Below are 25,586 nucleotides of genomic sequence, written 5' to 3'. Positions count from 1 at the left end.
CGACCGTTAGCCGAAGGTTCATCGGCCTGACGGCATGGCTTGGGATTCGGGTTCGGATTCGGCCTGGGGTTTTTGGCCCGACTGGCTGGAAATGAAGGCATCCAGCCGCTGTAGCTGCTGCGCCACCGGCAGCCGCCAATCCGCATCCTCCGGCGCCTTTTTGACCAGATCGACCCAGAGCGCCCGCGCCTGGTCCAGTTGCCCGGACTGGGCCATGGCGAGGCCGAGGAAATAGGGCGGCCCCGGCGCCTTGGGATCGGCCTTGGCCGCCTGGCGATAGGCATAGAGCGCCGGCGGCGTCAGCACGCCCTCGGCATGGGCGACCAGCACGTTGCCGAGCGCCACCCAGGCTTCGGAATCCTTGGGATTGTCCTCGATCGCGCCGCGCAGAAGCTGCGCGGCGTCGCTGTAATGACCGTTGCGCGCGAGGCCGTCGGAAATGACGACCCAGCGGTTGCCGGTCGGAATGCCGTCGCCGTTGAGCTTGGCACGTGCTTCCACGAAGAACTGCCCGGCAGCGGGGTTCTGCGCCTCGGCCTGCGCTTTCGGCGCCCCTGCCTCGCCCGGTCTGCCCTGCGCGGCATAGCCAGCGACGCCGAGCATCAGTGCGGCGGCCACGGCCTCGCGGCCGCCCTTGGGCGCCTTGAACAGGAAGACGATGGCCGCGAAGGCGAGGATCGCCATCAGCGTCACGAAGGCCCAGGTCATCGCGGATCTCCCCGGCGGAAGCGCCCCCGCAGAAGCAGCCCCGCCAGCGCCACCAGAACCAGCGGCACCGCGAAGAGCGGCCATGTCAGCGTGGTAAGCTGCGGCGCATAGCTGACGTAGTCGCCGTAGCGATCGATCAGCCAGCCGCGAATTGCTTCGGGTTCCTCCCCCGCCGCGATCCGTTCGCGCACGAGCGAGCGCATCGACCCGGCGATCGGGGCATCCGAATCGGCGATCGACTGGCCCTGGCACTGGAGGCAGCGCAAGCTCTCCATCAGCGCCTGCGCCTTCTCCTCCTTCGCCGGATCGTCGAGCTGGCGATAGGCGTAAGGCGCGGTCGACTGCTCCTCCTGCGCGGCCAGAGGCGCGGCGAGGCAGAACCCCAAGGCGAGCAGCAGTGCGGCCAGAGACCGATGCACTGACCGGTTCACTGTCCCGCCTCCTTCAACTTCTCAAGAATCATCGGCACATGTTCGGGGCGGATCTCGCCGATGTGTTGGTAGCGAATCAGGCCCTTGCCATCGATCACGTAAGTCTCTGGAACGCCCGAAGACCCGAGTGCGAGCTGCACCTTGCCGTCGTCGTCGGCACCGATCCGCTGGTAAGGATCGCCGTTGTCCTTGAGGAAGCCTTGCAAGTCCTCGGCGCTGTCCCGCACCGAAATGCCCACGATCGGCACGCCCGCGCGGGCCAGCGCGCCAAGCTGCGGCGCCTCGACCCGGCAAGGGATGCACCATGAGGCGAAGATGTTGACGAGATGGGGCCGTCCATTGGCGATGTCCGCGCCGGCCAGCCCCGGACGGTCCGGCAGCGCGGCAGGCAAGGAAAAGGCAGGCATCGGCTTGCCGACCAGCGCGCTCGTCACCGTCCTGTCGGCGGGACGATAGAGGCCGATCATGACCAGCGCCACGAAACCGACGAACAGGACAAGCGGCAACCAGATCGCCCAACGCGGTGCCTTCGGACGCGATGGATCGCTCACGGCTGTCCTCCCTCTTGCCCGCTATCCAGCTGTGCCATGCGTCCGCGACGATAGGCGATCTTCTCGCGGGCGAAGATGCGGCGCACGTCGCTGGCGACCCGGCCCGCGAGCGCCAGCGCGCCGCCCAGCGCGATCAGGAGACCGCCCAGCCAGATCAGCGTCACGAACGGCTTCCACCAGAGCCGGAGCTGCCAGCGGCTAGTCCCGTTTTTCGCATCCGCCTCACCGCCCAGCACGGCATAGAGCTGGCCGTTCCAGCGGGTCAGCAGCGCCGATTCGCTGGTCTGCTGCGGCGGCGCCCAGAAGCTGCGCGACTGGGGATCGATCTGCACGACCCTGCCGTGATCGCCATAGCGCACCAGCAGCCGCGCTTCGAGCGCGGTCCAGTTCGGCCCGGCCATCGGCTCGACGGCGTCAAGCTTGACCTGCCAGGGACCGACCTCGGTGACCTCCCCGAGCTTCACCGCAACGAGCTTCTCCACCGAGAAGGCGCTTTCGCAGCTCATGCCGAAGAGCGAGACGGCAATCCCGAAATGCGCGATCACCATGCCCCAGATCGGCAGCGGCGTGCGGCGCAAGTTGCGGTCCTTCAGCGGCAGCACGCTCGCCCAGCCAAGGCCCAGCGCCAGCGCGAAGCCGAGCGTCGGCAACACGCCAACGCCGCCGACCGCGACCATGGCGATCATGCCCGCCGCCACCAGCATCGCCGGGATCACCAGCGCCTTGCCGATACGCGCAAAGGAATCGCGCCGCCAGCGCAGCATCGGTCCCACCGCCAGCACCACCAGCATCGGCACCGCGAAAAGCGCGCCCATCGGGTTGAAGTAAGGCGGGCCGACCGAGACTTTCGCACCCATCGCCTCGGCCACCAGCGGATAGAGCGTGCCGAACAGGACGATGCCGAGGATCGCCGAGAGCATGACGTTGTTGAACACCAACGCACCCTCGCGGCTGACCGGGGCGAAGCGCTCGCCCTCGGTCACGGTGCCTGCACGCAGCGCGAAGAGCGTCAGCGCGCCGCCGATGTTGATCGCCAGCAGCGCGAGGATGAACGAGCCGCGCTCGGGGTCCACCGCGAAGGCATGGACGCTGGTGAGGATGCCCGAGCGCACCAGGAACGTGCCGATCATCGACATCGAGAAGGCAACGACGCCCAGCATGACCGTCCAGGCGCGCAGGGCATCGCGCGCGGCCAGCACGCTGACCGAATGGAGCAGCGCCGTCGCCGCCAGCCACGGCATCAGCGAGGCGTTCTCGACCGGGTCCCAGAACCACCAGCCGCCCCAGCCCAGCTCGTAATAGGCCCAGTAGGAGCCAGCGGTGATACCCACCGTCAGGAAGATCCAGGCGCCCAGCACCCAGGGCCGCATCGCCCGCGCAAAGGCCGGGCCGACCTGCCGGGTGACGAGCGCGCCGATCGCGAAGCTGAAGGCCACCGACAGCCCGACATAGCCGAGGTAGAGCGTCGGCGGATGGAACGCGAGGCCGAGGTCCTGAAGCAGCGGATTGAGGCCGTTGCCCTCCTCGGGAACCGGAAAGAGCCGTTCGAACGGATTCGAGGCGACCAGCAGGAAGGCATAGAAGCCGAGGCTGACGAAGGCCTGTCCGGCCAGAGTCGCCAGCAGCATCGGTTCCGGCAGGCGCTTCTCGATCAGCGCCACGAAGCCGCCCGCCACGCCCATCACCGTGACCCAGAGCAGCATTGAGCCCTCGTGGTTGCCCCAGGTCCCGGCGATCTTGAAGATCAGCGGCTTCATCGAATGCGAATTCATCGCCACCAGCTTCACCGACAGGTCGGTGGTGGCGAAAACCGTTATCAGGCAGGCAAAGGCGATCAGCGCCAGCGCCCCCTGCACGGCCGCGACCGGGCGAACGATTCCCGCCAGCGTCCCCCCTCGCGGCGTCAGCGCGAGGGCTCCGGCCACGAGTTGCAGCCCTGCTAGGGCGGCCGCGAGCCAGAGGGAAGCAAGACCGAGTTCGGCAATCATCGCAGCAGCCTCACTTGGTTTCGCGCATGACCTGCTCGGCCTGCTCCCTGCTCATGTCCTTCATTTCCCGTGGCACGTAGTTCTCGTCATGCTTGGCCAGGAGATTGTCGGCCACGAACGTGCCGTCCGCGCCCATGTGGCCCTCGGCAACCACGCCCGAGCCTTCGACGAAGAGCGAGGGCACGATGCCCCTGAAACGCACCGGGACGCGCGCCTTGCCGTCCTCGACCGCGAAGGCGATCGTGACGCCGTCGGCTTCGGTCCTGAGCGAGCCGCGCGCGACCATGCCGCCGAGCCGCACACCGCGTCCCGGCTCGGGGGGCTTGGCGACGATCTCCGCCGGAACGTAGAAATAGCTGGCCTGGTTGCGCAGCGCCCAGGCCGCGAGCAGCGCGGCGCCGATCAGCACCACGAGCGCGACGACCAGCAGCACCAGTCGCTGGTGCTTGGCCTTGATCGTACCCTTCACGGCTTGATTCATGTTCAGCGCTTCCTCGCGCTGTCGCGGCGCTTCTCGGCCCGCTTCATCGAAAGCAGCGACCAGCCGACCATCGCCAGAGTGGCGCCGAGACCCACGACATAGGCGGCGATCACGAAGGTCCAGGGGTTCATCGCCTCGCGCATCGGATCCTCGTTCGCCCCATCTTGTCTGTTATTTTTGTCACGTTTCTTGTCGTCTCTACCAGGCGTCGCTCAGCGCTTTGCGCCGCAGTCGCGCTTCGGCCTGCTGGTTCGCGAGAATCGCCCGCATCCGTGCCAGCACGCAGCCTGCAAAGAGCAGTGTGAACCCCAGCATCGCCAGCATGAGCGGCCAGAGGAACGCCCCCGCCATCGCCGACTTGCCGACCGTAATGCTCGGCGCCTGGTGCTGGCTGTTCCACCAGATCACCGAATAGTGAATGATCGGAATGTTCACGGCACCGACCAGTCCGAAGATCGCTGGAGCACGGTTCTGGCCGCCATCGGCAGCCTCGCTGGCCTGCGAGAGCGCGATCCAGCCGAAATAGAGGAACAGCAGCACCAGCATGCTGGTCAGGCGTCCGTCCCAGACCCACCACGTGCCCCAGGCCGGTCGGCCCCAGAGCGATCCGGTGACGAGGCAGACGGCGGTGAACACCGCCCCCGGCACTGCGCAGGCCCGCGCGGCGATACCCGCCAGCGGATGGCGCCATACGAGTTCGGTGAAGCTGGCCGCCGCAATGCCCATCCAGCCCGCCATGCCGAGCCAGGCCGCCGGTACGTGAAGGTAGACGATCCGCACCGTCTCGCCCTGAAGGCGTTCGGCCGGGCCGAAGAACAGCCCCCAGCCGAGCGCTCCGCAGGCTAGGACGAATCCCGCCCCCATGCAGAGCGGCATCAGCCAGCGGGCGATGCGCAGGAAACGAGCGGGATTGGCAAGGCCGTGCATGTCAGGAGGGGTTCTATCGTGCGCAAGGGAAGGAGCAAGTAGCCTATGCCAAAGCACGGGGCTTTTCACCCGACAAATGCCAGATATTGCGATAGAAAAAAGAGAAATGGGGCGATTGATGGGGTTCGAACCCACGACCTCCGGTACCACAAACCGGCGCTCTAACCAACTGAGCTACAATCGCCACACGGGAAACATGAGCCATACGTCATGTCTTCCGAAGTCCGCTCCGTTTCGCTGTGCAGCGCTCGGTGCGGAGGGCGCCCTTTGCACAAGGTTTGCCGTCTTGCAAAGCAAAAAATTGGATTTGGCGAAAACTCCTGCAATTTTCCCGCCCGACGCGCCCCGCTAAAGGTACGCCATGACAGCTCCAGGCGAATCATCCCCCCAGATCCTGCTTTCGCACCCCGGCGTGCAGCGCTTCCCGTCCTCGCGGCTGGACCTCTTCGTCCTGCGCGATTTCCTCGATGCCGCGGAATGCGACGAGCTGGTGGCGATGATCGAGGCACAGCATCGCCCCTCGACGATCGCCAACTACAACGGAGACGATGCCTTCCGCACCAGTTCGACCTGCGATCTTTCCCGCAGCGAACCCTCCGTAGCGGCACTGGCGGACAAACTTGCCGCCCTCTCGCGAATCGACCTTGCCCATGCCGAACCACTCCAGGGACAGCGCTATGAGGTAGGACAGGAGTTCAAGGCGCACACCGATTACTTCGAGCCAAACAACGCCGATTACGACAGGTACTGCTCGGTGGCCGGGCAGCGGACCTGGACTTTCATGGTCTATCTCAACGATGTCGAGGCTGGCGGCGCGACTCGCTTCAAGGTGATCGACAAGCTGATCCAGCCCGAGCGCGGCAAGCTTATCGCCTGGAACAACCGGAAGCCCGACGGTGCGCTCAACGGCGCTACGCTCCATCACGCCATGAAAGTGCGCAAGGGCTTCAAGTACGTCATCACCCAGTGGTATCGCGAGCGCCCCTGGGGATGACGGGGAGCGACAAACGATCGCCCCCCCCTTCACCTCACTGCGGCGCGCTGACGACCGCGCAGGCGATGCGACCACCGGCATTGCCCGCAGGCTGGCTGGTATAGTCGTCTGCGTCGGCGTGGATGACGAAGGCCGAGCCGTCGGCGTCGACAAGCGACTTCCCGCCCGTCCCCAGCGACACCCCGGTATTCAGCACCTGCACCTTGAGCGTACCGTCGGCACCGACATGCTGATTCGGCATGTCGCCGCCATGCGGCGTACCCGAGGCCATCAGGCCATGCATGTGGCCGCCACCGGCGAAATGGGCGCCGGCAGTGGTGAACTTCTGTGCAGGCTCGCAAATACCCTTCTCGTGGAAATGGAACCCGTGGTCGCCTGGAGGCAGCCCCTTCAGGTCGGTGGCGACGAGCACACCCGATGGCGTCTCCTGAAGCGTGACGGTGCCCAGCGATTTGCCGTCGAGACCGATGACATCGGCGCGGACCGACGCAGGCGCCGCCTTTTCCTCGGCTGACGCTTGCGCTGCGAGACCACCAGTCGCCAGAGCGGCGGCGCCACATGCGGCAAGGATGCGGAAGGTACGGGTCATTACGCTTCTCCAACTGCGCGCCGGCATTCCCGATTGCGGCCGGATAGAGGGCCCGGGACGGCGGCGCGGTGACAATCCGTTAATCCTATTGACGGAGAAAGGCTCCGAATTTTCAACGGGACGCCAGGGACATCGCACAGTGACAGCACCGATCGCAAGGCTCATGCCCAGCCCGGCGCGGAGCAGCGAGGAGCGGCGCCGCGAACATCGTCACACGACCCGCTATACCGCAAACCTGGAATCAGCGCGCGGCGGCGTTATGAAAGTCGAACTGGCCGACGTATCCACCCACGGATGCTGCATACGCGCCCCGGGTAACCACGATCGCACCGATTGGCTGCGCCAGGGCGCGTTCGTTTCCATTCGCCTTGAAGACAGCATCGCCCCCGAAACGGCAAAGCTCGAAGCTGCAAAACTCGAAGCTGTGGTCCGCTGGGTGCGCGGGCATACCGCCGGGATGGAATTCCTGCGCCCGGTTCCGCCCGAGCGGCTGGATTGGCGCGAATTGATGGATTTCGGCCTCGAAGCCTGAAACGTTTTCACGCAACAAAAAAGGCGGCCCGCAAGGACCGCCTTCTTCGTGTTCGTGAACGGATTTCGCTCAGTTCTTCTTGAGCGAGAGACCGCCGAAACGCTTGTTGAACTGGGCAACACGGCCGCCGTCCTGCAGCTGGGCCTTGCCGCCGGTCCAGGCCGGGTGCGACGTCGGATCGATGTCGAGAACCAGCGTGTCTCCTTCCTTACCCCAGGTCGAGCGGGTCTGGAACGTCGAACCGTCGGTCATCTGAACGGTGATCATGTGGTAGTCGGGATGCGTATCGGCCTTCATGTCGTATCTCTCTTCGCATATGGCCGGTTCCGACCGGCCTGCTTGGGAAAGCGGCGCCCTTACACGGGAGCCCCCGAAAAAGCAAGGGTCAAGGGGACGGCCGGAGCCTTCCCCCCGCCCGATCAGGCATCAGCAATCATCGCGGTGAAATTGACTTCGCAAGTCACCTTGTCGCCGATCGCGGCCTTGCCCCAGAACTTGCAGACGCGCGAACGCTTCTGGACGAAGCCGGCCCGCAGGTCGAGCAGGTTGCCCGGCGTCACCGGATTGCGGAACTTCGCTTCCTCGATCGCCATGAAATAGACGAGCTTGCCGGTTCCGGCCAGCCCGAGCGATTCGATGGCCAGGATGCCCGCCGCCTGCGCCAGCGCCTCGATCTGGAGGACGCCGGGCATGATCGGACGGCCAGGGAAGTGCCCCTGGAAGAAGTCCTCGTTGAAGCTCACGGCCTTGACCGCATGGATCTCGTTCTCGTCGAACGAGACCACACGGTCGACCAACAGCATCGGGTAGCGATGCGGCAGGGCCGCCAGGATCTTCGCGGTGTCGTAGACGAACTCGGTCGAATCGCTCATCGCTTTAACCCGCCGCTGCCCTTAACGGCCCGAGGCCGCCGGAGCCGGCTGCTGCTGCGGAGCCGGTGCCGTGGTGTTGATCGAGGTCAGCGCGCCGTTGAGCGCAGTCAGCACGTCGGTGGTGACGTCCAGCGCCGGATCGTAGGCGAGCGTCTGGCCCACTTCGACGAGCGCGTTGGCACCGCGCTTCTGCATGGCGGGCTTGTAGAGGTTCTGGAGCTGCGCCTGGATCTGCTGGCCGACATAGGCCTGGTTGCGCTGGATCTGCTGCTGCTGGCCCTGCAGTTCCTGGCCGGCCTGCTGTTCCTTCTGCTGGTAGGCCTGGATGCGGGTCTGCAGCGCGGCGTCGGGCTGCTTGCCGTTCAGCGCCTTGACAGCGGTTTCGAGGCCCTGCGCTTCAGGCTGAAGCGAAGTCTGGAGCTGGTTGCGGCGGGCTTCGAAAGCCTGGATCTGCTGCTGCAGCGACTGGTTGGCCGTCTTGCAGGCATTGCACTCACGCGCAACACGATCGAGATCGACGACGGCCACCTTCGACGCGGGCACGGCCTGCGCCAGCGCGGGCTGGGCGAGAGCGACAAACGCCAGACCCGAGGCGAGAGCGGCGGACTTGAGAAGCATGTTCATCAGAATTGAGTTCCCACGTTGAAAGTGAAGGTCTTGGTCCGGTCGCCGTCATACTTGAGCAGCGCCTTGGAGATGTCGATGCGGAACGGCCCGAAAGGCGAGTTCCAGTTCACGCCGAAACCAACGGCGACGCGCGGCTTCCAGGTGTTGCCAAGGAAGCTTTCGGTGAAGTTGGTGTAACTGCCGATAGCCACATTGGCGCCGCCGGTAACCGTGTTGGTCGCGCTCGTCGTGGTTGAGGTCGTACCGTCTGCAGCCGTCTGGGTATAGAGCTGGTTGCCGCTCGAATCACGCGATCCCACAAAGCATCCCTGCGAACCCGGCTCATGGCAATTGTCGTTAAGCTGCGGCGATTTGATCGCCCAAACGGCACCTGCGTCGACGAAGATCGAAGGACGCAGACCCATTTCACGGGCGCCGGAACCGAGCGGAATCTCAAGCTCCCCGCGCGCTTTGTAGTAATAGCGCCCGCCCAGCGCGTCGTTGGAATCCTGTCCCTTGACAGTATAGGCCCCGCTGGAATCTGCCGTGTAATACTGACGCAGCACACGGGGGCCGACACCGCGAATGCCGAAGCCGCGAATATCCGGCTCGCCCAGATAGAAGCGGTCGTTCAGGCGGATGTCGTTGCCGCCCCATCCCTTAATAAGGCCACCCTCGCCCAGAATAGAGAAGATGAAGCCGCCGCCGACCGGCCAATACTTCGCCGCATTGCCGCGAATACGATAATACTTCACGTCGCCGCCCAGGCCAGCAATATCGACGTTGGCCGAAATGGTTTCGCCACGCGTCGGGCGCATGCGGTTGTCGAGATTATCGTAGATCAGCGATCCACCGAGGATCGAACTGAGGCGCTTACCGATGGCATCGCAGAGATAACGACCAGCGCGGAGCGAATCGCAAGTATAGTTGCCATTCTGATCGACAGAATAGTACGTGCCCTTGTCCAGCGTCACATTGTCATAGTTGAGCGTATAACGGCCGATCGCAGTCAAGTATTCAGTCAGCGGCACACCGGCGCGAACCTGGAAGCCGGTGGTTGACTGCTCGTAAGTCGTGTTACGGCTGGAGTTCAGATACTGGAAGCTGTTGTAGTCGCGGCGATAGATATCCACGCCCAGCGACACGTTCTTGTCGAACAGGTACGGCTCGACGAAGCTGGCTTCCAGCGACTTGGAATAGGATGAATAGCTGCCCGACAGACCGATCGTCTGGCCGCGGCCGCGGAAGTTGCGCTGGCGGATCGAGGCCTGGAAGATGAAACGCTCGAGGCTGGAAAAACCGGCCGAAAGCTGGAGTTCGCCGGTCGGCTTTTCCTCGAGGTTGGCTTCGAGGATGATGCGGTCCTCGGCGCTGCCCGGCTTCTGCTCGACCTCGAACTTCTCCTGGAAGTAACCGAGCGATTTGATGCGGTTGGTCGAGCGCTTGACCTGGAGCGAGTTGAAGGCGTCGCCCTCGGCCAGACGGAACTCGCGGCGGACGACCTTGTCCTGCGTCAGCGTGTTGCCGTTGATGTCGATGCGCTCGACATAGACGCGCGGCGCCTCCTGGATCACGAAGGTCAGCCCCATGGTGAGGTTTTCCTTGTCGCGATCGTACTGCGGACGCACGTCGGCGAAGGCATAGCCGAACGCACCGGCGGTGTCGTTCAGGCCCTCGATAGTGTCCTCGACCTTCTTCGCGTCGTACCAGTCACCCTTATGGATCGTCAGGTTCTTCGCCAGTTTCTCGCCGTCGAAGTCGCGCAGCTGGCTTTCGACCTTCACGTCGCCGAACTTGTAGCGCTTACCCTCCTCCACCACGTACGTGATGATGAAGTCCTTCTTGTCCGGCGTCAGTTCGGCCACGGCCGAAACCACGCGGAAGTCGGCATAGCCCTGCGTCAGGTAGAACTGGCGCAGCTTCTGCTGGTCGAAGGCCATGCGGTCGGGATCGTAGCTGGTGCCCGAGCTGAACAGGCGCGTGAAGCGGGCCTGCTTGGTAACCATCTGCGCGCGCAGTTCGCCAGCCGAGAAATGCTCGTTGCCGAGAATGTTGATCTGACGAACCTTGGACTTGTCGCCCTCGGTGATCTCGAAGACGATGTCGACGCGGTTCTGGTCGAGCATGACCATCTTCGGCTCGACGGTCGCGGCGTAGCGGCCCTGACGCTTGTAGAGCTCGATGATGCGGGCAACGTCGGCGCGGATCTTGGAACGGGTGAAGATCTGGCGCGGAGAGACCTTGATCTCCGGCAGGATCTTGTCGTCCTTGATGCGCTTGTTGCCTTCGAGGATGATGCGGTTGACGACCGGGTTTTCCTTGACCGTGATGGTCACGACGCCGTTTTCGTTGCCGACTTGCGCGTCCGAGAACAGCTCGGTGGCGTAGAGGTCCTTCAGCGCGGCGTCGCCTGCAGCCTTGGTGTAAGGCTGGCCTACGCGCAACTGGATATAGGAGAGCACGGTCTGCGGTTCGAGGCGCTCGGCCCCCTTGACCTGGATCGTCTGAATCGTTTCACCGGCTTCCGGAGCAGGAGCCGCAACCGGCGCAGTGGGGGCGGGGGCTGTCTGCGCCAGCGCGATTTCGGGCGCTCCAGCGAGGATCGTGGTCCCCAGAAGCACTATGGCAAGCTGCGGCGCACGGCGAGCTTCAGTGCTGCGACCCATTTCCAATCCGATCATTCTACGCAAATTCCCGTATTCGCTTTCGCGAGGACTTCGACCGACCCGCCAGGCTACCCGTCATATCGACAGGCAATCGCGCCCATCTGCCCGATGGACGACGTCCAATCAAGCAGCCAATCCCGGCGGAAATGTGATGGTTGATGAATTCTCCAGGCTATCCCCCGAAAATCGGGAGAGATGCCAGATCGTTGACCGTGACGAACAGCATCAGGGCAAGCACGAGTGCCACCCCGGTTCGGATCGCCCATTCCTGACTGCGCAGTCCCAGAGGCTTCCGACGGACCAGTTCGGCCGCATAGAAAGCCAGGTGGCCGCCGTCGAGCCCAGGAATTGGCAGCAAGTTGATGAATGCCAAGTTAATCGAAATCATCGCCACGAAGCCTACGAAAGGCTCCCAACCGAGCGAGAACTGCTCGCCCGAATACTTGGCGATCTTGATCGGGCCGCCCAGTTCGCGAACCGAGCGGTCGCCGGTGACGATCTGGCGGATTCCGGTGACGATCGTGCCCATCAGGCCAAAGCTGCGCTCGACACCGATGCCCAGCGCCTGGACCGGGCCGACCTTTTCGAGGCGGCCGAATCCGGATTCGACGCCGATCCGGCCGACAGTGACGGACTGACCCTTCTCGTCCGTCTGCACGGCGCTGCCGATAGTGAGCGGCAGGACATGCGCCTCGCCGCCGCGCATGACGGTGACGGTGGTGCGCTGCCCGGCCCTGGGCATGACCAGCGGCGGAACTTCGCGGAAGCTGTTGATCGGAGTTTCACCGACGGCAACGATCCGGTCACCGATCTTCATTCCAGCCTGATCCGCCGGAGAACCGTCCATGATCCCGCTGACCACCGGAACCGCGAAATCGAGGCCCAGATCGCCGATCTTCGCCTTGTTGCCGAAATCGTCGCTGACCTCTTCACCGGCGATCTTGACCGGCAGCACCTGCGTACGCCCTTGGCGCTCGACCGCGAGGTTCACTGTCTTGCCGGGGAAGTAGACCGTATGCTCGGGAATCTCGGTGACACTGGAGATCTTGTCGCCGTCGATGGCGACGATGCGGTCGCCGATCTCAAGTCCCGCAGCCTTGGCCGAAGAGGTTTCCGAGAAGCCGACGATCTCCGGCTCCGCGATCAGGCGCCCGTGGGCATAGACGAAACCGGCCAGGATCAGCACGCAGAGCACGAAGTTCGTCAGCGGTCCGGCGAAGACGATCAACGCACGCTGCCACAGCGGCTTCACATGGAAAGTCTTCGCACGCTCAGCGGGCGTCAGGCCGTCTTCCCCGGCACTGGGTGCCGAGGCCGGGTTCATGTCGCCCGCGAACTGGACATAGCCGCCCAGCGGCAGCATCGAGAGCTTCCAGCGGGTGCCGCGCTTGTCGGTCCAGCCCGCGATCTCCTTGCCGAAGCCGATCGAGAAGGCATCCGCCTTCACGCCGAACAGCCGCCCGACCAGATAGTGGCCCAGCTCGTGGATCAGTACGAGCGGCCCGAGTACCAGCAGGAACGCGAAAATCGTCGTTAAAAGGTTCGGCGATGCGGTCACTATTCAGGGAATCCTCTTCGGACCGCGTTCGCTACGCGGTCCCGGCCAGCATGCTTGCCCTTGCTCGCGCCTCGCCGTCAACCGCAAGTACGTCCGACAGGCTCGCAGGCGCGGGCGGTGAGTAGGCACCGAGCACGTCCTCGACTTGTGCGGCGATGCGCGTGAACGGGATCTGACCGCCGAGGAAGGCAGCCACCGCCACTTCGTTGGCGGCGTTGAGCACGGCGGGAATGCCGCCGCCCGCTTCCGCCGCCTCGCGCGCAAGACGGGTGGCGGGAAAGCGCACTTCGTCGGGCTTGCGGAAGGTCAGTTCGCCGATTTCGGCGAGATCCAGCGGCGCGCAGGGGGTGTCCATCCGCTCCGGCCAGGCCAGCGCCGAGGCGATCGGCACGCGCATGTCGGAAGGCCCTAGCTGCGCCAATGTGGACCCGTCGCGGTACTCGACCATCGAATGGACGACGGACTGCGGGTGCACGATGATGCGGAGCTTGTCGAGGCCGACCGGGAACAGGTAATGCGCCTCGATCAGTTCGAGGCCCTTGTTGAACATCGTCGCCGAATCGACGCTGATCTTCGCGCCCATGTCCCAGTTCGGGTGCTTGATCGCCTGCGCGGGGGTAGCCAAGGTCAGCCGGTCGAGCGACCAGTCGCGGAACGGACCCCCGCTGGCGGTGAGCGTGATCCAGCGGACATGGTCGAGGCTGTTACCCTGAAGGCACTGGAAGATCGCGTTGTGCTCGGAATCGATCGGCAGCAAGGTGGCGCCGTGGCGTTCGACCGCCGCCGTCATCACTTCGCCCGCCGAGACCAGCGCTTCCTTGTTGGCCAGCGCAATGATGCCGCCCTGCTCGATCGCGGCCATCGTCGGCGCGAGGCCCGCGCAGCCGACGATCGCCGCGACGGTAACGTCGGCACCGCGCGCCGCCGCTTCCACCAGCGCCGCAGCGCCGCCGGAAGCCTCGATGCCGGTTCCGCCGAGCGCCTCGCGCAGTTCGGGAAGCCGCGCCTCGTCGGCGACGACGGCGAGTTCGGCGGAGAATTCCACCGCCAGCTTCGCCAGTTCGGCGACATTGCTGTTGGCGGTCAGCGCGGCGACGCGCCAGTCCGCCGGATTGCGGCGAACGAGGTCCAGCGTCGATGCGCCGATGGAGCCTGTGGCTCCGAGAACGGAAATGGTGCGCATGGTCGTCATCGTGGCTGGAAGAGGATCATCAGGCCTAGCACGAAAAGCACCGCCAGCAAGCCGTCGAGACGGTCGAAGAAACCGCCGTGGCCGGGAATGAAGTTGCCTGAGTCCTTCACCCCGGCGCGACGCTTCATCCAGCTTTCGAAGAAATCGCCCGCCTGCGCGCAGACGGCGACGAGAATGCCGGTGAGCAGGCAGGTCGTGAAAAGCGGCAGCGCGTTTGCGGTCAGATACCAGCAGGGCTGCATGCCGAAGCAGGCAGGTGCGTCTGCGGCATTACCCTGAGGATGGACCGAAAGCAGCCCCTCCTGCCAGAACCGCGCGGCACCGAACAGCACCAGCGTCGCGCCGAGCACGCCGCCGAGCAGGCCGGACCAGGTCTTGGACGGGCTGATCGACGGCGCGATCTTCGGGCCGCCGAGGCTGCGCCCGGTGAAGTAGGCGCCGACATCTACGCCGATCACTGCCAGCAGCACCGTCAGCAGCGGCGCGAGACTGAAGGCCGGGTTGCGCAGGAACAGCAGCATCGCCGCGCCGATCCCGACATAGAGCATGCCGCCGAAATTGAACGCGGCGCGCTCGCCGGGATGCTGGGTGCCGCTGCGTGCGAGCCGGACCCACTCCCACAGCACGCCGAGCGCCACGGCGCAAACGAAAGCGGTCCAGACCACCCCGCCCAGCCAGAGCGCCCCACCGGCCACGACCAGCATGACCGCTGCCGAAACCGTCCGCACCTTGAGGTCGGACTTCTTCCTGGGGGGATCAACGTCCGCCATAGCGCCTCTCGCGGGCGGTGAAATCTTCAAGCGCCTGACGCAGATGCTCGGCGGTGAAGTCCGGCCATAGCACTTCGGTGAACAGCATTTCGGCATAGGCCGCCTGCCAGAGCAGGAAGTTCGACAGGCGCACTTCGCCTGAAGTGCGGATCACCAGATCGAGCGGCGGCAGGTCCGCCGTATCCAGTTCGGCCGCGATGGTTTCCGGCGTGATCGGCCCCTTGGCCGCCGCCTTGGTGGCAGCGCGAGCGATCTCGTCCTGCGAACCGTAGTTCAGCGCCACGGCCAGCGTGGTGCCGGTATTGGCAGCAGTCTTCGCCACCGCGCCTTCGATCAGTTCGACGACATCGGGCTTGAACGCCTTATAGTCGCCGATGATCTTCAGCCGCACGCCAGCCGCCGCGAACTCGTCGAGGTCGGAGAGGATGAAGCGCTTCATCAGGCTCATGAGGTCGGAGACCTCTTCCTCCGGCCGCCGCCAGTTCTCGGTGGAGAAGGCGTAGAGCGTCAGCGCTTCCAATCCCATCTCGCGCGCGCCGCGCACGACGCGGCGCACCGCCTCCACGCCGCGCTGGTGGCCCAGCACGCGCGGCAGGTGGCGTTTCTTCGCCCAGCGGCCGTTGCCATCCATGATGATGGCAACGTGACGCGCGGAAACGGGTTCGCTCTTCGCCATCAGAGGGTCCTCAAGCCGGCGCCGCAAGGCCTCACTTGCCGAGGATTTCCTTTTCCTTGGCGCCGAAGACGTCGTCGAGCTGCTTGATCATGTCGTCGGTCAGCTTCTGGACTTCGGTTTCGCCGCGCTTGCGCTCGTCTTCCGAGATTTCCTTCTTCTTCTCGTCGGCCTTGAGGTTCTCGATACCGTCGCGGCGCACGTTGCGAATGGCGACGCGGGCCTTCTCGGCGTAGGAACCGGCGAGCTTGGCGAGTTCCTTGCGGCGCTCCTCGGTCAGATCCGGGATCGGCAGGCGCAGGGTGTTGCCGTCGTTGATCGGGTTGAGACCGAGTCCGGCCGAACGGATCGCCTTTTCCACAGGGCCGATGTTCGACTTGTCCCAGACCTGCACCGAAAGCATGCGCGGTTCGGGGGCCGAGATCGTCGCGACCTGGGTGATCGGGGTGTTGGCACCGTAGACGGTGACCATGATCGGCTCCAGCAGCGCGGTATTGGCGCGGCCGGTGCGCAGGCCCGAGAGGTCGTGCTTGAGCGCTTCGATCGCGCCGGTCATGCGGCGTTCGAGGTCCGCCTTGTCGTACTTGGCCATGAATCAGGCTCCTTTCTGGACGATCGTCTTGGTGCCGCCGCCCGCGAGAACGGTGGCAAGATTGCCCTTCTCGCGGATCGAGAACACGACGATCGGGATTGCGTTGTCGCGGCAGAGCGCCACGGCGGAAGCGTCCATCACCTTCAGATTGTCGGCGAGGACAGTGTCGTAATCGACCGAATCGTAACGCTTGGCGTCCGGATTGGTCTTGGGATCGCTGTCGTAGACGCCGTCCACACTGGTGCCCTTGAGCAGGGCGTCGCAGCGCATTTCGGCGGCGCGCAAGGCAGCACCCGAATCGGTGGTGAAGTAAGGCGCGCCGACGCCGGCGGCGAAGATCACCACGCGGCCCTTTTCAAGGTGACGCTCGGCGCGGCGGCGGATCACCGGCTCGCAGACCTGGTCCATCTGCACGGCGGACTGCACGCGGGTCTCGACGCCGAGCTGCTCCAGCGCGTTCTGCATCGCCAGCGCATTCATGACAGTGGCCAGCATGCCCATGTAGTCGGCCTGCGCCCGGTCCATGCCGCGCGCGGCACCGGCCATGCCGCGGAAGATATTGCCGCCGCCGATGACGAGGCAGACCTCCAGGCCGGTCTCCTTGGCCGCCTTCACTTCCTTGGCAAGTTCGGCGACGAAATCCGGATCGATCCCGAACTGCTGGCTTCCCATCAAGACTTCGCCCGACAGCTTGAGAAGGACGCGCTTGTAGGGGGAAGAACTCATGGCCGCACAATCTCCTCTGGGCATTTCGCCCGGCTTTAGGAGCGCGCGGGCGGCTTGCCAAGGGGCGAGCTTGTGGATGAGCGTCGGGTACCCGCCACGGAAAGCCGCCCTACCCCGTCAGAGATAGCGCATCCACCAGGCGGAACTGGCGCGCTTGATCGCGCCGAAGCGCTGGGTGGCGAACCAGCAGGGCACGGCCACGAGCACCGCAAGCGCCCAGATCCAGCCCACCGAAGGCACGCTGAGCAGGCCCGATCCGCCCACCACCGCACCGGCGATCCGGTTCCCGGTGTGAAGCAGATAGAGGTGCAGGATATAGAAGAACAGCGGCGCTCCGCCGAGCACCGCCAGCCAGCGGATCACCCGGCTGCGCCCCTCCCTGTCCGCCCGCTCGAAGACATGGAGCAGAAGCGCACCGATCCCCAAGGTAAGCAGCAGGAAACAGGCCGAAGCCGGATACTTCGTGAGGTTCACGAAGGCCATGGCGTCGCGCGTGGCCTTCCCGGTCAGGTCCCAGACCTGCGTGTCGCCATAATCCGTCGCCGCACGCAGGATTCCGAAGGCAGCGAGGCTGACCGCCGCGAACAGGATCAGTGCCCTGCCCCGTGCTTCGGGATCGCTATCGCGGGCGAACCACGGCCCGGCGGCATAGCCCAGCGCCATCGTGCCGATCCACGGCAGCACCGGATAGGAGGTGCGCGCGGCGGCGCCCCAGGGTAGCAGGATCAGGTCGCGCTGGTGCAGGATCGCCCAGAGCGCATGCCCCACCGCCTGGGGATCGACCACGATTCCGTCGAGGAGATTGTGCCCCAGAACCAGCACCGCGCCGAGAGAGATGACTCCGGCCCGCGGCAGGCGGACCAGCGCCGCCAGCACCAGCATCGACAGCCCGATCGCCCAGATCACCTGGAGGAAGTAGGTCTTGGGCGCCGGATCGAAGGTCCAGGCGAAATTCACCAGAGTCACTTCCAGCACGATCAGGAACAGGCCGCGCCTGGCGAGAAACGCGCTCGCCTTTGCCGCATTCCCGCGCGCATGGAGCCATGCCGAAACCCCGGTCAGCGCCACGAAGACCGGTGCGCACAGATGCGCCGCAAGCCGTGTGAAGAACAGGGCCGGATCGGTGGCGTCGAGGTCCATCGGATCGGACACCTGCCGATCGAGGTAAAAGAACTCGCGGGTATGATCGACAAGCATCAGCGGCATGACGAGCCCCCGCAGGGCATCGATAGCGACGATACGCGGACGCGGCGCGGCTGGGACATCGGAACGGTTCATTCCGCGCGCCTTATCGTAATGTTATATCGTTTCAATATCGCAAATGAACTTCGACACTCAAAAGGACAGTGCCGCCAACTCCTTTTCCCGCACATCGTAGGCGAGTTGCGAGAGCGTGACATCGACCATGCGCCGCTCGGCCCAGTCGATCATCGCCTGAAGCGCCGCGATCAGTTCGCTGCCGAGCGGCGTGATCGCATAGCTGACCGTTACCGGCACGGTCGGCACGACATGGCGCGCGACCAGCCCGTCGCGCTCCAGGGAGCGCAAGGTCTGACTCAGCATCTTCTGCGAGATTCCGTCGATCCGGCGTTTCAGCGCATTGAAGCGCATCTCGTCCATACCGAGCGTCGTCAGGATCAGCACGCTCCATTTGTCGGCAATGCGGTCGAGCAGCTGCCGGGTCGGGCAGTTCGCGGCATAGACGTCCGGCTGCCTGCCGCCGGTTTCCTCCGGGTAACCCGGTGCGATGAAAGTGCCTTCTTGCATAGGCGCACACCATGCCACACTTGGTCACTATTGGAAACCAGTGGAGTAATCGGAATGAAGATTGCAGTCCTCGGCGCCAGCGGCCGCGCCGGATCGGAAATTGTCAGGGAAGCCGCAGCGCGCGGCCACGACGTTCTCGCCATCGCCCGCAATCCCGAAAAAATCCCGGCCATCGACGGCGTGACCGCGAAAACGGGAGACGCTTCCGACCCCGAGGCCCTCGCCGCGCTCATCGCGGGCAGCGATGCGGTGATCAGCGCCCTGCACTTCGACATCTCCGCCGAAACCCTGCTTTCCGCGATCCGCAAGGCCGGAGTGCCGCGACTGCTCGTCACCGGCGGCGCCGCCAGCCTCGAAGTCGCGCCGGGCCAGCGCCTGATCGATTCGCCCGAGTTCCCCGAGGAATGGAAGCCCTTCGCGATGGGCGGCATCACCTTCCTCGACGCGCTCAGGCAGATCGACGACGTGGACTGGACGTTCTTCTCGCCCGCCGCGCTGATCTTCGAAGGTCCGCGTACCGGTACCTATCGCCCCGGCACCGACCAGCTCGTCACCGACGAGAGCGGCGAAAGCAGGATCAGCTTCGCCGACTATGCCATCGCCATGGTCGACGAGCTCGAAGCCCACAAGCACAGCCGCGCCCGGTTCACCGCCGCGTACTGACGCGGCTCTGGCAGCCAGCAAAAAGGGCCGGGAAGCCTAAGCTCCCCGGCCCTTTTCTTGTTCGGTATCCGTAAAGGATCAGCCGGCGACAGCAGCAGCCACTTCGGCTGCGAAGTCGGTGACTTCCTTTTCGATGCCTTCGCCGAGCTGGAAGCGGACGTAGTCCTTCAGCACGATCTTGGCACCGGCGTCCTTACCGGCCTGGTCGACGACCTGCTGGATCGGGGTCTTGTTGTCCATGACGAAGACCTGCGAAAGCAGAGCGTTTTCCTTGGCGTACTTGGCGATCGCGCCGTCAACCATCTTGGCCTGCACGGCTTCCGGCTTGCCCGATTCGGCAGCCTTTTCTTCGGCGATCTTGCGCTCGCGAGCGATCAGCTCGGCATCGAGATCGTCGGCGTTGAGGGCCAGCGGGAAGGCAGCGGCGATGTGCATCGCGATCTGCTTGCCAAGCGCTTCGAGAACGTCAGCCGAAGCTTCTGATTCGAGAGCGACGAGCACGCCGATCTTGCCGAGGTTCGGCGCAGCGGCGTTGTGCATGTAGGGAACGACGAGGCCCTGAGCGACTTCGACGGTCTTCAGGCGGCGAACCTGCTGGTTCTCGCCGATGGTCGCGACGTTGTTGGTCAGCGCGTCGCCAACGGTGCCGCCGCCCGGATAGGCAGCAGCCTTGAGGGCTTCCACGTCGTTGCCAGCAACGCCGAGAGCGACTTCGGTGGTCTTGCGGACGAAGTCCTGGAACTGGTCGTTCTTCGCAACGAAGTCCGTTTCCGAGTTCACTTCGACGGCAACGCCCTTGGTGCCGGTGACGGCAACGCCGACCAGACCTTCGGCAGCCGTACGGCTCGACTTCTTGGCGGCAGCGGCCAGACCGCGCGCGCGCAGCGCGTCGACGGCGGCTTCGAGATCGCCACCGGTTTCGTCGAGGGCCTTCTTGCAGTCCATCATGCCGGCGCCGGTGCGCTCGCGCAGGTTCTTCACGTCAGCGGCGGTGTAAGCCATCGCTCAAATCCTTTTGCTTTGGTGGGGCCGAATATCACGGCCTTTGAAATGCCCAGGCCGCACCCGCGACCCGGAAATGAAACGCGCGCCAGGCCCATTGGACCCGGCGCGCGACAATTCCATGACGAAAAAGTCGTCGCCGGACCTATCAGGCCTCGACGGTCTCTTCGGCAACCGGCACGTCCATGGCGCCGATGTCGGCACCGCTGTTCACGAGCGCGTCACGACCACCCTTGGTGGCGGCCTGAGCGATCGCTTCGCAGTACAGGCGCACGGCGCGGCTGGCGTCGTCGTTGCCCGGGATCGGGAAGGCGATGCCCTGCGGGTTCACGTTGGTGTCGAGCACGGCGACGACCGGGATGCCGAGAACGTTGGCTTCCTTGATCGCCAGCTCTTCCTTGTTGGCGTCGATCACGAACATCACGTCCGGGATGCCGCCCATGTCGCGGATACCGCCGAGCGACAGTTCCAGCTTGTCACGCTCGCGGGTGAGCTGAAGGACTTCCTTCTTGGTCAGGCCTGCGGTGTCGCCGGCGAGCTGCTCTTCAAGAGCCTTGAAGCGCTTGATCGAACCCGAGATGGTCTTCCAGTTGGTGAGCATGCCGCCCAGCCAGCGGTGGTTGACGAAGTGCTGGCCGCAGGCGCGGGCGGCCTGGGCGATCGGCTCCTGAGCCTGGCGCTTGGTGCCGACGAAGAGCACCTTGCCACCGGCCTGGACGGTCGACTGCACGAATTCGAGAGCGCGCGCGAAGAGCGGCACGGTCTGCGACAGGTCGATGATGTGGATGCCGTTGCGCGCGCCGAAGATGTACGGCTTCATGCGCGGGTTCCAGCGGTGGGTCTGGTGACCGAAGTGTGCGCCGGCTTCGATGAGCTGCGACATGGTGACGACGGGTGCCGCCATAATAGAATTCCTTTCCGGTTGAGCCTCTGGAAAGCAGGAACCTGGCGGAGGGGAAACCCGACCGTCAAAGCACCGGTATGTGCGCTTTCCATGTGGATTGCCCGAGTCGCCGAATACCGCCAATTCGGTATCGTTCGTCGAGCGGGGCCGCCCTTAGCGATATTCCTAGAAAAAGGCCAGCCCCAATCTGATCCGCGATCCGGCGTTTTACCGAGGCGGTTCGTCGCAGAGCCGGGAAAGCGCGGTTTCCCACCGGAAACCAACAGCCGTCCCACTGCTTTTCCACAGGGTAATCCCCAGCGAGCGGTCGCCTCGGAAGAGCTTCACGACAGGTCTCGCGGGACTCCATCAAGCAAGACCTTTCGGGGGAGAGGACACAGGCCAGGGACGCAGCCCATGAATGCCGTTATATCCATCCTGTTCGGAATCGCCGCCGCCATGGCCGTCAGGACGCTTTTCATCGCCTGGCTGGGCGTGGTTCCCGCCTTCCGGGATCTGCAGCATCGATCCACGACCGTCGGAAGGGCAGGTTCGACAGTAAGCAAGATCCGGAAACGTGGAGATCGTGAACCGTCCTCAGGCCCCGCACATTTTCCGATAAGGCGTTCCGGCAAATCCACCCGTCACTACCCGGCCTGAGCCATGGCTAGTGCAGGCGCCGGGAGCCTTCCAGTCTGAAGGCGTGATCGATCGTCCGGTCGTCGGCAGCGACTTCATTGGCGATGGCATCCTCGATCAGGTCGCTCGTGTGATCGATGATTGCCTGCATCTGCATGATGGCCTCGGCGATAGCCTCCCCGGAACGGCATGACGGCATAAGATCGACGATGATGATCAGACCGTGCTGTGCATCGATCGAGAACCGGCATCCCAGCAGACGGTCATGGAGCCGCGCCAACGTCAGGCACAGCGCCGGACCCGGCTCCACCTCCTCGAGCACGAGACCTTTGATCTGGATCCATTCGTCGACGCCGAATACGGACCAGACGCTGCCCGTCTCCTGATCGGTGAGAACGAGTTCCTCGGAATCGACTTCCTCGATCTCGAACTGGTTCGCCTCGCACCAGTCGCGCAGCCCTTCCAAATCCGCCAGCGCGCTCCGCGCTTCCCCGCTCATGCCGATGCTCCTTGCTTGCCTGACAGCCGGTTCCGCACGCCCAAGGTTTTCAGCTTGACAGCAAGAGAACAAATTGAGAACAACTGCATCACAGGAACATTAATAGAACGATTCTGAATTTTCCACAAGCTCTCCACAGGGGCAGCGGATGCCGCCCCCGTCGGGATCACGGAAAATACCGGGATCATGGACGATGGTTCGAAAGGAACGGTCATGACTGCTTTTGCCGCCTGTCTCTTCGCCGTGGCCGCACTGGTCTCTGCCCAGGTCATCGCTGCAAGCTGGCGACGCCATCTCGGTACCGCCCGTGCCCTCCCGGCGCAGCTCCGCTCCTGCGACGAATCGCTGACAATAGTGTGGAAGACGGCGGAGCGCGTGCCCCTGCCCGCGCTCGCCATACTCAGAAAGGACCGCCCGGCGCGTCCTCGCCGTCATCCCCAGTGGAATGCAGCGGAAAGGCCTGGCCTGGAGTGGCCTGGACTCGAGGCTGGAGCGGAACTCGCCGCCTGAATTTCGCATAAGCGGCGATTCCGATCGGAATCAGCACCAGATAGACGATGGTGATAGCCGCCAGCGTGTACCACGGCTCGGTCAGCAGCGCGGCGACGGTCAGGCCCACGAGGGCGAGCACGCCAAGGCGCATGCTCGGAGGCGGGCGCATGCGGGACCAGCCCAGTGTCGGCAGGCTGGAAATCATCAGCACAGCGACGAGCACCATCCACACGCCGACCGCGATCGGATTGGCGAATTCGGATACGCCGGTCGCGATCCAGAGATAGATCGGCAGGAACGCCAGCCCCGCGCCGAGCGGCGCGGGTACGCCGGTCAGGAAACCGGCTTCCTTGTGTGGCTGGTCCAGTTCGTCGAGTCGAGAATTGAAGCGCGCGAGGCGCAGCACGCAGCAGATCGCAAAGGCCAGCGCGGCGATCCAGCCCATGCTGGGAAGCTGGTGCAAGGTCCAGAGATAGACGATCAGCGCAGGTGCAACGCCGAACGAGATCGAATCGGCCAGGCTGTCCAGTTCCGCACCAAACCGCGTCTGCGCTTTCAGCAGGCGCGCGGCGCGGCCGTCGATGCCGTCGAGCAGGCCCGCCAGAATGATCGCCTGGACGGCCCGCTGATAGTCGCCGCCGATCGCAAAGCGGATGCCGGTCAGGCCCGAGCAGAGCGCGGCGGCGGTAATGGCATTGGGAACGAAAACGCGCATCGGCAGCCCGCCGGCCAGGCGGCGACGCAGGCGCTGGCCGTCGCTCTCCACGGCGCCCTCCCCTGCATCACCCCGAATTCCGCCGGGCTCGCCGCTCACTGCGCGATACCCTCGATTACCGGTGCCGAGCCGAGTTCGGCCAGCACCGTCTCACCGGCGACGATGCGCTGGCCCATGAGCACTTTCGGCTCGACCCCGGCGGGAAGGTAGACGTCGACGCGGCTGCCGAAGCGGATCAGGCCGATGCGCTGGCCGGCGGCGATCATGTCGCCCGGCTTCACGAACGGCACGATACGGCGCGCCACCAGACCGGCGATCTGCGTGAAGCAGACGCGCAGGCCGTCGCCGCGCTCGACCAGGATGTGCTGGCGTTCGTTCTCTTCGCTGGCCTTGTCGAGGTCGGCATTGAGGAACTTGCCCGGAATGTAGATCACCCGGCGCACCGTGCCGCTGATCGGGCTGCGATTGATGTGAACGTCGAACACGCTCATGAAGATCGAGATGCGCGTCACCGGCTCGGCAGGCATCGGCTGCGAGCCGCTGCCATCCTCGACCGTCAGTTCGCGCGGGGGAGCGACTTTGCCGATCAGCGTCACCAGACCGTCGGCCGGAGCCACGATATAGCGGTCGTCCTGCGGCGTCACGCGCACGGGATCGCGGAAGAACGCCAGCACGCAGTAGGTCAGCAGGGCGAGCGGCAGGCCGACGAGCGGCCCGAACACGATCCAGCCGATCAGCGCGACAACGCCTGCGATGGCGCCGAACTTGCGACCTTCCGGATGAACGGAAGGCCAGCTCCAGGACGCTTCGCCGCGTCCCTGATTATCGAGAATTTCTCCGGGCATCACCGTCCTCTAGTCACTGTGCACCGCCCCCGCAATGCCGGGAGGCGCGCTGCGTTCCCATTCGCCGAGACTGGCGGGGATATTTCGTGACGGGGATAAGGTCCGGGGTCCCCGAAGGGAATGCTCTTTTGAAGAGAACCGGTGGTGGACAGGGCTGGATTCGAACCAGCGTACGCTTGCACGGGCAGATTTACAGTCTGCTGCCTTTAACCACTCGGCCACCTGTCCACACCAATTACTGGCGGGGGTCTCTCTATCGAAAGACCCGTTGTGTTGAAGCTCCGAAACCAGAGCCTCGCTGCCGAGGAGCGCGCCTATGTAGAACCCGGCCTTGCCTGTCAATGGGGGGAATGGCAGGAGCGGCATAGTTTTTTCGAATAAGGACAATTTTCATGACCAATCGTAGCGACCGGCAAGACGGTGACCGCGAAGGCGGCCGCTCCGGGAAACCGCTGCGCGGCCGCGCAGGCCGGATGAAGAACGGCCGTGGCAGCGGGCGTGCGAGCACCGGCATGGTTCGCCTCTGGGGCCGCCACGCCGTCGAGGCCGCGCTCAAAAATCCGAATCGCAGCCACCGCAAGCTCTGGGCGACTCGCGAAGGCGTCGAATCACTCGACGGCGAACTGCCCACCGATTTCCCGGTGGAATGGGCACAGCCCGCCGACCTCGCCCGCCTCGTCGCCCGCGACGCACCGCATCAGGGCCTCGTGCTCGAATGTGCGCCGCTCGATGATATCTTCATCGACGACGTGCTGGACGGCGATCCCTCGCGCCCCGTCGTCGTGCTCGATCAGGTGACCGATCCCCACAACGTCGGCGCCATCATGCGTTCGGCGGCCGCCTTCAACGCCTGCGCCATCGTCACGCAGGACCGCCACGCGCCGCCCGAATCGGGCACGCTGGCCAAGAGCGCCTCGGGCGCGCTGGAAGTGCTGCCCTGGGTCCGCGTCGTGAACCTCGCGCGTGCGCTCGAAGAGATCGCCGAAGCGGGCTACTGGCGAATCGGTCTCGACGGCGAAGCCCAGTCTACGCTTGGCGAGGCCCTGCCCGCAGGTCCGGTCGCGCTCGTGCTCGGAGCCGAAGGCGACGGCATGCGCCACAACATCGTCCAGCACTGCGACGCCATCGCCAAACTGCCGATCAGCGACGCCATGGAGAGCCTCAACGTCAGCAACGCTGCCGCCATCGCGCTCTACGCCGCCGCAACCCGGCCTGCATAATCCAA

General features: G+C 64.8%; 30 protein-coding genes and 2 tRNA genes. 4 read left to right on the top strand and 28 right to left on the bottom strand.

The features are described 5' to 3' along the window. Positions 1-18 precede the first annotated feature (18 nt). The 8 genes from AC4D6D_RS06425 to AC4D6D_RS06390 all read right to left on the bottom strand — a co-directional run bounded on the left by AC4D6D_RS06425 (position 19) and on the right by AC4D6D_RS06390 (position 5,270). Positions 19-708: a tetratricopeptide repeat protein gene (locus AC4D6D_RS06425; protein ID WP_491326952.1), complete on the bottom strand. Its 690-nt coding sequence runs from the start codon at positions 706-708 to the stop codon at positions 19-21. Beyond that, positions 705-1,139, bottom strand: coding sequence for a cytochrome c-type biogenesis protein (locus AC4D6D_RS06420; protein ID WP_491326951.1), 435 nt, complete (start codon positions 1,137-1,139; stop codon positions 705-707). The genes AC4D6D_RS06425 and AC4D6D_RS06420 overlap by 4 nt, the downstream gene beginning before the upstream one ends. After that, positions 1,136-1,690 (bottom strand): DsbE family thiol:disulfide interchange protein, encoded by a 555-nt coding sequence (locus tag AC4D6D_RS06415; RefSeq protein WP_147219340.1) that lies wholly within the window; start codon positions 1,688-1,690, stop codon positions 1,136-1,138. Before AC4D6D_RS06415 ends, AC4D6D_RS06420 begins: the two co-directional genes overlap by 4 nt. Continuing rightward, positions 1,687-3,678, bottom strand: coding sequence for a heme lyase CcmF/NrfE family subunit (locus AC4D6D_RS06410; RefSeq protein WP_491326950.1), 1,992 nt, complete (start codon positions 3,676-3,678; stop codon positions 1,687-1,689). Before AC4D6D_RS06410 ends, AC4D6D_RS06415 begins: the two co-directional genes overlap by 4 nt. A gap of 10 nt (positions 3,679-3,688) precedes the next feature. Further along, positions 3,689-4,159, bottom strand: a complete 471-nt coding sequence (ccmE, locus tag AC4D6D_RS06405; protein ID WP_491326949.1) for a cytochrome c maturation protein CcmE — start codon at positions 4,157-4,159, stop codon at positions 3,689-3,691. A gap of 2 nt (positions 4,160-4,161) precedes the next feature. After that, positions 4,162-4,302, bottom strand: coding sequence for a hypothetical protein (locus AC4D6D_RS06400; protein WP_491326948.1), 141 nt, complete (start codon positions 4,300-4,302; stop codon positions 4,162-4,164). Positions 4,303-4,357: 55 nt separating this feature from the next. Further along, positions 4,358-5,086 carry a heme ABC transporter permease CcmC gene (ccmC, locus tag AC4D6D_RS06395; RefSeq protein WP_491326947.1) on the bottom strand — a complete coding sequence of 243 codons (729 nt, stop codon included), beginning with the start codon at positions 5,084-5,086 and terminating at the stop codon, positions 4,358-4,360. A gap of 107 nt (positions 5,087-5,193) precedes the next feature. Next, positions 5,194-5,270: transfer RNA gene (locus AC4D6D_RS06390), tRNA-His, on the bottom strand. Positions 5,271-5,447: 177 nt separating this feature from the next. Here AC4D6D_RS06390 and AC4D6D_RS06385 point away from each other — a divergent pair. Further along, a complete protein-coding gene (locus tag AC4D6D_RS06385) occupies positions 5,448-6,080 on the top strand; it encodes a prolyl hydroxylase family protein (RefSeq protein WP_147219332.1) in 633 nt (210 codons plus the stop codon). A gap of 34 nt (positions 6,081-6,114) precedes the next feature. On the opposite strand, the gene AC4D6D_RS06380 is transcribed toward AC4D6D_RS06385, so the two are convergent. Beyond that, positions 6,115-6,669, bottom strand: coding sequence for a superoxide dismutase family protein (locus AC4D6D_RS06380; protein WP_147219330.1), 555 nt, complete (start codon positions 6,667-6,669; stop codon positions 6,115-6,117). A 139-nt stretch (positions 6,670-6,808) separates the two neighbouring features. Between AC4D6D_RS06380 and AC4D6D_RS06375 the strand changes: the two genes are divergently transcribed. Next, positions 6,809-7,201 carry a PilZ domain-containing protein gene (locus AC4D6D_RS06375; protein WP_491326946.1) on the top strand — a complete coding sequence of 131 codons (393 nt, stop codon included), beginning with the start codon at positions 6,809-6,811 and terminating at the stop codon, positions 7,199-7,201. A gap of 69 nt (positions 7,202-7,270) precedes the next feature. On the opposite strand, the gene rpmE is transcribed toward AC4D6D_RS06375, so the two are convergent. The 12 genes from rpmE to AC4D6D_RS06315 all read right to left on the bottom strand — a co-directional run bounded on the left by rpmE (position 7,271) and on the right by AC4D6D_RS06315 (position 18,623). Then, positions 7,271-7,498, bottom strand: coding sequence for a 50S ribosomal protein L31 (rpmE, locus tag AC4D6D_RS06370; protein ID WP_147219326.1), 228 nt, complete (start codon positions 7,496-7,498; stop codon positions 7,271-7,273). 122 nt (positions 7,499-7,620) lie between these two features. Beyond that, positions 7,621-8,073 (bottom strand): 3-hydroxyacyl-ACP dehydratase FabZ, encoded by a 453-nt coding sequence (gene fabZ / locus AC4D6D_RS06365; RefSeq protein WP_491326945.1) that lies wholly within the window; start codon positions 8,071-8,073, stop codon positions 7,621-7,623. Positions 8,074-8,094: 21 nt separating this feature from the next. Then, positions 8,095-8,697: an OmpH/Skp family outer membrane protein gene (locus AC4D6D_RS06360; protein WP_491326944.1), complete on the bottom strand. Its 603-nt coding sequence runs from the start codon at positions 8,695-8,697 to the stop codon at positions 8,095-8,097. After that, positions 8,697-11,345: an outer membrane protein assembly factor BamA gene (gene bamA, locus AC4D6D_RS06355; RefSeq protein ID WP_491326943.1), complete on the bottom strand. Its 2,649-nt coding sequence runs from the start codon at positions 11,343-11,345 to the stop codon at positions 8,697-8,699. Before bamA ends, AC4D6D_RS06360 begins: the two co-directional genes overlap by 1 nt. Positions 11,346-11,517: 172 nt before the next feature. Next, positions 11,518-12,903 (bottom strand): RIP metalloprotease RseP, encoded by a 1,386-nt coding sequence (gene rseP / locus AC4D6D_RS06350; RefSeq protein WP_491326942.1) that lies wholly within the window; start codon positions 12,901-12,903, stop codon positions 11,518-11,520. 31 nt (positions 12,904-12,934) lie between these two features. Next, positions 12,935-14,086, bottom strand: coding sequence for a 1-deoxy-D-xylulose-5-phosphate reductoisomerase (locus tag AC4D6D_RS06345; RefSeq protein ID WP_491327212.1), 1,152 nt, complete (start codon positions 14,084-14,086; stop codon positions 12,935-12,937). Between the two features lie 5 nt (positions 14,087-14,091). Beyond that, positions 14,092-14,865 (bottom strand): phosphatidate cytidylyltransferase, encoded by a 774-nt coding sequence (locus AC4D6D_RS06340; RefSeq protein ID WP_491326941.1) that lies wholly within the window; start codon positions 14,863-14,865, stop codon positions 14,092-14,094. Continuing rightward, entirely contained in the window at positions 14,852-15,541 is a 690-nt protein-coding gene (uppS, locus tag AC4D6D_RS06335; protein WP_491326940.1) for a polyprenyl diphosphate synthase, read from the bottom strand. Before uppS ends, AC4D6D_RS06340 begins: the two co-directional genes overlap by 14 nt. Before the next feature lie 31 nt (positions 15,542-15,572). Next, positions 15,573-16,130 carry a ribosome recycling factor gene (gene frr, locus AC4D6D_RS06330; RefSeq protein ID WP_147219313.1) on the bottom strand — a complete coding sequence of 186 codons (558 nt, stop codon included), beginning with the start codon at positions 16,128-16,130 and terminating at the stop codon, positions 15,573-15,575. A gap of 3 nt (positions 16,131-16,133) precedes the next feature. Further along, positions 16,134-16,856, bottom strand: coding sequence for a UMP kinase (gene pyrH / locus AC4D6D_RS06325; RefSeq protein ID WP_491326939.1), 723 nt, complete (start codon positions 16,854-16,856; stop codon positions 16,134-16,136). A gap of 117 nt (positions 16,857-16,973) precedes the next feature. Next, positions 16,974-18,134 (bottom strand): acetyltransferase domain-containing protein, encoded by a 1,161-nt coding sequence (locus tag AC4D6D_RS06320; RefSeq protein WP_491326938.1) that lies wholly within the window; start codon positions 18,132-18,134, stop codon positions 16,974-16,976. Positions 18,135-18,191: 57 nt separating this feature from the next. Further along, complete coding sequence (locus tag AC4D6D_RS06315) at positions 18,192-18,623, bottom strand: winged helix-turn-helix transcriptional regulator (RefSeq protein WP_491326937.1); 432 nt, start codon at positions 18,621-18,623, stop codon at positions 18,192-18,194. 54 nt (positions 18,624-18,677) lie between these two features. Here AC4D6D_RS06315 and AC4D6D_RS06310 point away from each other — a divergent pair, with 54 nt between their 5' ends. Then, a complete protein-coding gene (locus AC4D6D_RS06310; protein ID WP_491326936.1) occupies positions 18,678-19,286 on the top strand; it encodes an NAD(P)-dependent oxidoreductase in 609 nt (202 codons plus the stop codon). A gap of 78 nt (positions 19,287-19,364) precedes the next feature. Here the strand turns inward: AC4D6D_RS06310 and tsf are convergent, their stop codons facing one another. The 7 genes from tsf to AC4D6D_RS06275 all read right to left on the bottom strand — a co-directional run bounded on the left by tsf (position 19,365) and on the right by AC4D6D_RS06275 (position 24,589). Further along, positions 19,365-20,288 (bottom strand): translation elongation factor Ts, encoded by a 924-nt coding sequence (gene tsf / locus AC4D6D_RS06305; RefSeq protein ID WP_147219298.1) that lies wholly within the window; start codon positions 20,286-20,288, stop codon positions 19,365-19,367. Positions 20,289-20,436: 148 nt separating this feature from the next. Then, positions 20,437-21,192, bottom strand: a complete 756-nt coding sequence (gene rpsB / locus AC4D6D_RS06300) for a 30S ribosomal protein S2 (RefSeq protein ID WP_147219297.1) — start codon at positions 21,190-21,192, stop codon at positions 20,437-20,439. 646 nt (positions 21,193-21,838) lie between these two features. Then, positions 21,839-22,309, bottom strand: coding sequence for a hypothetical protein (locus AC4D6D_RS06295; protein ID WP_491326935.1), 471 nt, complete (start codon positions 22,307-22,309; stop codon positions 21,839-21,841). Beyond that, positions 22,306-22,581 (bottom strand): hypothetical protein, encoded by a 276-nt coding sequence (locus AC4D6D_RS06290; protein WP_491326934.1) that lies wholly within the window; start codon positions 22,579-22,581, stop codon positions 22,306-22,308. Before AC4D6D_RS06290 ends, AC4D6D_RS06295 begins: the two co-directional genes overlap by 4 nt. A gap of 128 nt (positions 22,582-22,709) precedes the next feature. Beyond that, positions 22,710-23,516, bottom strand: coding sequence for a CDP-diacylglycerol--serine O-phosphatidyltransferase (gene pssA / locus AC4D6D_RS06285; RefSeq protein ID WP_491327211.1), 807 nt, complete (start codon positions 23,514-23,516; stop codon positions 22,710-22,712). A 95-nt stretch (positions 23,517-23,611) separates the two neighbouring features. After that, complete coding sequence (locus AC4D6D_RS06280; RefSeq protein ID WP_147219289.1) at positions 23,612-24,361, bottom strand: phosphatidylserine decarboxylase; 750 nt, start codon at positions 24,359-24,361, stop codon at positions 23,612-23,614. A 142-nt stretch (positions 24,362-24,503) separates the two neighbouring features. Next, positions 24,504-24,589, bottom strand: a tRNA-Tyr gene (locus tag AC4D6D_RS06275). Between the two features lie 164 nt (positions 24,590-24,753). On the opposite strand from AC4D6D_RS06275, the gene AC4D6D_RS06270 reads away from it, so the two are divergent. After that, positions 24,754-25,581, top strand: coding sequence for a TrmH family RNA methyltransferase (locus tag AC4D6D_RS06270; protein WP_465146759.1), 828 nt, complete (start codon positions 24,754-24,756; stop codon positions 25,579-25,581). Positions 25,582-25,586: the final 5 nt, after the last annotated feature.

Source organism: Novosphingobium sp. BF6 (genome assembly GCF_058273105.1).
The sequence above is the reverse complement of the archived record's forward strand: the minus strand, read 5'-3'. Positions and strand labels throughout refer to the sequence as shown.

Coding starts and splice junctions, on each gene's coding strand:
- AC4D6D_RS06425 (WP_491326952.1), bottom strand. CDS start 708: ATGACCTGGGCCTTCGTGACGCTGATGGCGATCCTCGCCTTCGCGGCC.
- AC4D6D_RS06410 (WP_491326950.1), bottom strand. CDS start 3,678: ATGATTGCCGAACTCGGTCTTGCTTCCCTCTGGCTCGCGGCCGCCCTA.
- ccmE (WP_491326949.1), bottom strand. CDS start 4,159: ATGAATCAAGCCGTGAAGGGTACGATCAAGGCCAAGCACCAGCGACTG.
- AC4D6D_RS06400 (WP_491326948.1), bottom strand. CDS start 4,302: ATGCGCGAGGCGATGAACCCCTGGACCTTCGTGATCGCCGCCTATGTC.
- ccmC (WP_491326947.1), bottom strand. CDS start 5,086: ATGCACGGCCTTGCCAATCCCGCTCGTTTCCTGCGCATCGCCCGCTGG.
- AC4D6D_RS06385 (WP_147219332.1), top strand. CDS start 5,448: ATGACAGCTCCAGGCGAATCATCCCCCCAGATCCTGCTTTCGCACCCC.
- AC4D6D_RS06380 (WP_147219330.1), bottom strand. CDS start 6,669: ATGACCCGTACCTTCCGCATCCTTGCCGCATGTGGCGCCGCCGCTCTG.
- rpmE (WP_147219326.1), bottom strand. CDS start 7,498: ATGAAGGCCGATACGCATCCCGACTACCACATGATCACCGTTCAGATG.
- fabZ (WP_491326945.1), bottom strand. CDS start 8,073: ATGAGCGATTCGACCGAGTTCGTCTACGACACCGCGAAGATCCTGGCG.
- AC4D6D_RS06360 (WP_491326944.1), bottom strand. CDS start 8,697: ATGAACATGCTTCTCAAGTCCGCCGCTCTCGCCTCGGGTCTGGCGTTT.
- bamA (WP_491326943.1), bottom strand. CDS start 11,345: ATGGGTCGCAGCACTGAAGCTCGCCGTGCGCCGCAGCTTGCCATAGTG.
- AC4D6D_RS06345 (WP_491327212.1), bottom strand. CDS start 14,086: ATGCGCACCATTTCCGTTCTCGGAGCCACAGGCTCCATCGGCGCATCG.
- AC4D6D_RS06340 (WP_491326941.1), bottom strand. CDS start 14,865: ATGGCGGACGTTGATCCCCCCAGGAAGAAGTCCGACCTCAAGGTGCGG.
- uppS (WP_491326940.1), bottom strand. CDS start 15,541: ATGGCGAAGAGCGAACCCGTTTCCGCGCGTCACGTTGCCATCATCATG.
- frr (WP_147219313.1), bottom strand. CDS start 16,130: ATGGCCAAGTACGACAAGGCGGACCTCGAACGCCGCATGACCGGCGCG.
- pyrH (WP_491326939.1), bottom strand. CDS start 16,856: ATGAGTTCTTCCCCCTACAAGCGCGTCCTTCTCAAGCTGTCGGGCGAA.
- AC4D6D_RS06320 (WP_491326938.1), bottom strand. CDS start 18,134: ATGAACCGTTCCGATGTCCCAGCCGCGCCGCGTCCGCGTATCGTCGCT.
- AC4D6D_RS06315 (WP_491326937.1), bottom strand. CDS start 18,623: ATGCAAGAAGGCACTTTCATCGCACCGGGTTACCCGGAGGAAACCGGC.
- AC4D6D_RS06310 (WP_491326936.1), top strand. CDS start 18,678: ATGAAGATTGCAGTCCTCGGCGCCAGCGGCCGCGCCGGATCGGAAATT.
- tsf (WP_147219298.1), bottom strand. CDS start 20,288: ATGGCTTACACCGCCGCTGACGTGAAGAACCTGCGCGAGCGCACCGGC.
- rpsB (WP_147219297.1), bottom strand. CDS start 21,192: ATGGCGGCACCCGTCGTCACCATGTCGCAGCTCATCGAAGCCGGCGCA.
- AC4D6D_RS06295 (WP_491326935.1), bottom strand. CDS start 22,309: ATGAGCGGGGAAGCGCGGAGCGCGCTGGCGGATTTGGAAGGGCTGCGC.
- AC4D6D_RS06290 (WP_491326934.1), bottom strand. CDS start 22,581: ATGACCTGGGCAGAGACCAGTGCGGCCACGGCGAAGAGACAGGCGGCA.
- pssA (WP_491327211.1), bottom strand. CDS start 23,516: ATGCGCGTTTTCGTTCCCAATGCCATTACCGCCGCCGCGCTCTGCTCG.
- AC4D6D_RS06280 (WP_147219289.1), bottom strand. CDS start 24,361: ATGCCCGGAGAAATTCTCGATAATCAGGGACGCGGCGAAGCGTCCTGG.
- AC4D6D_RS06270 (WP_465146759.1), top strand. CDS start 24,754: ATGACCAATCGTAGCGACCGGCAAGACGGTGACCGCGAAGGCGGCCGC.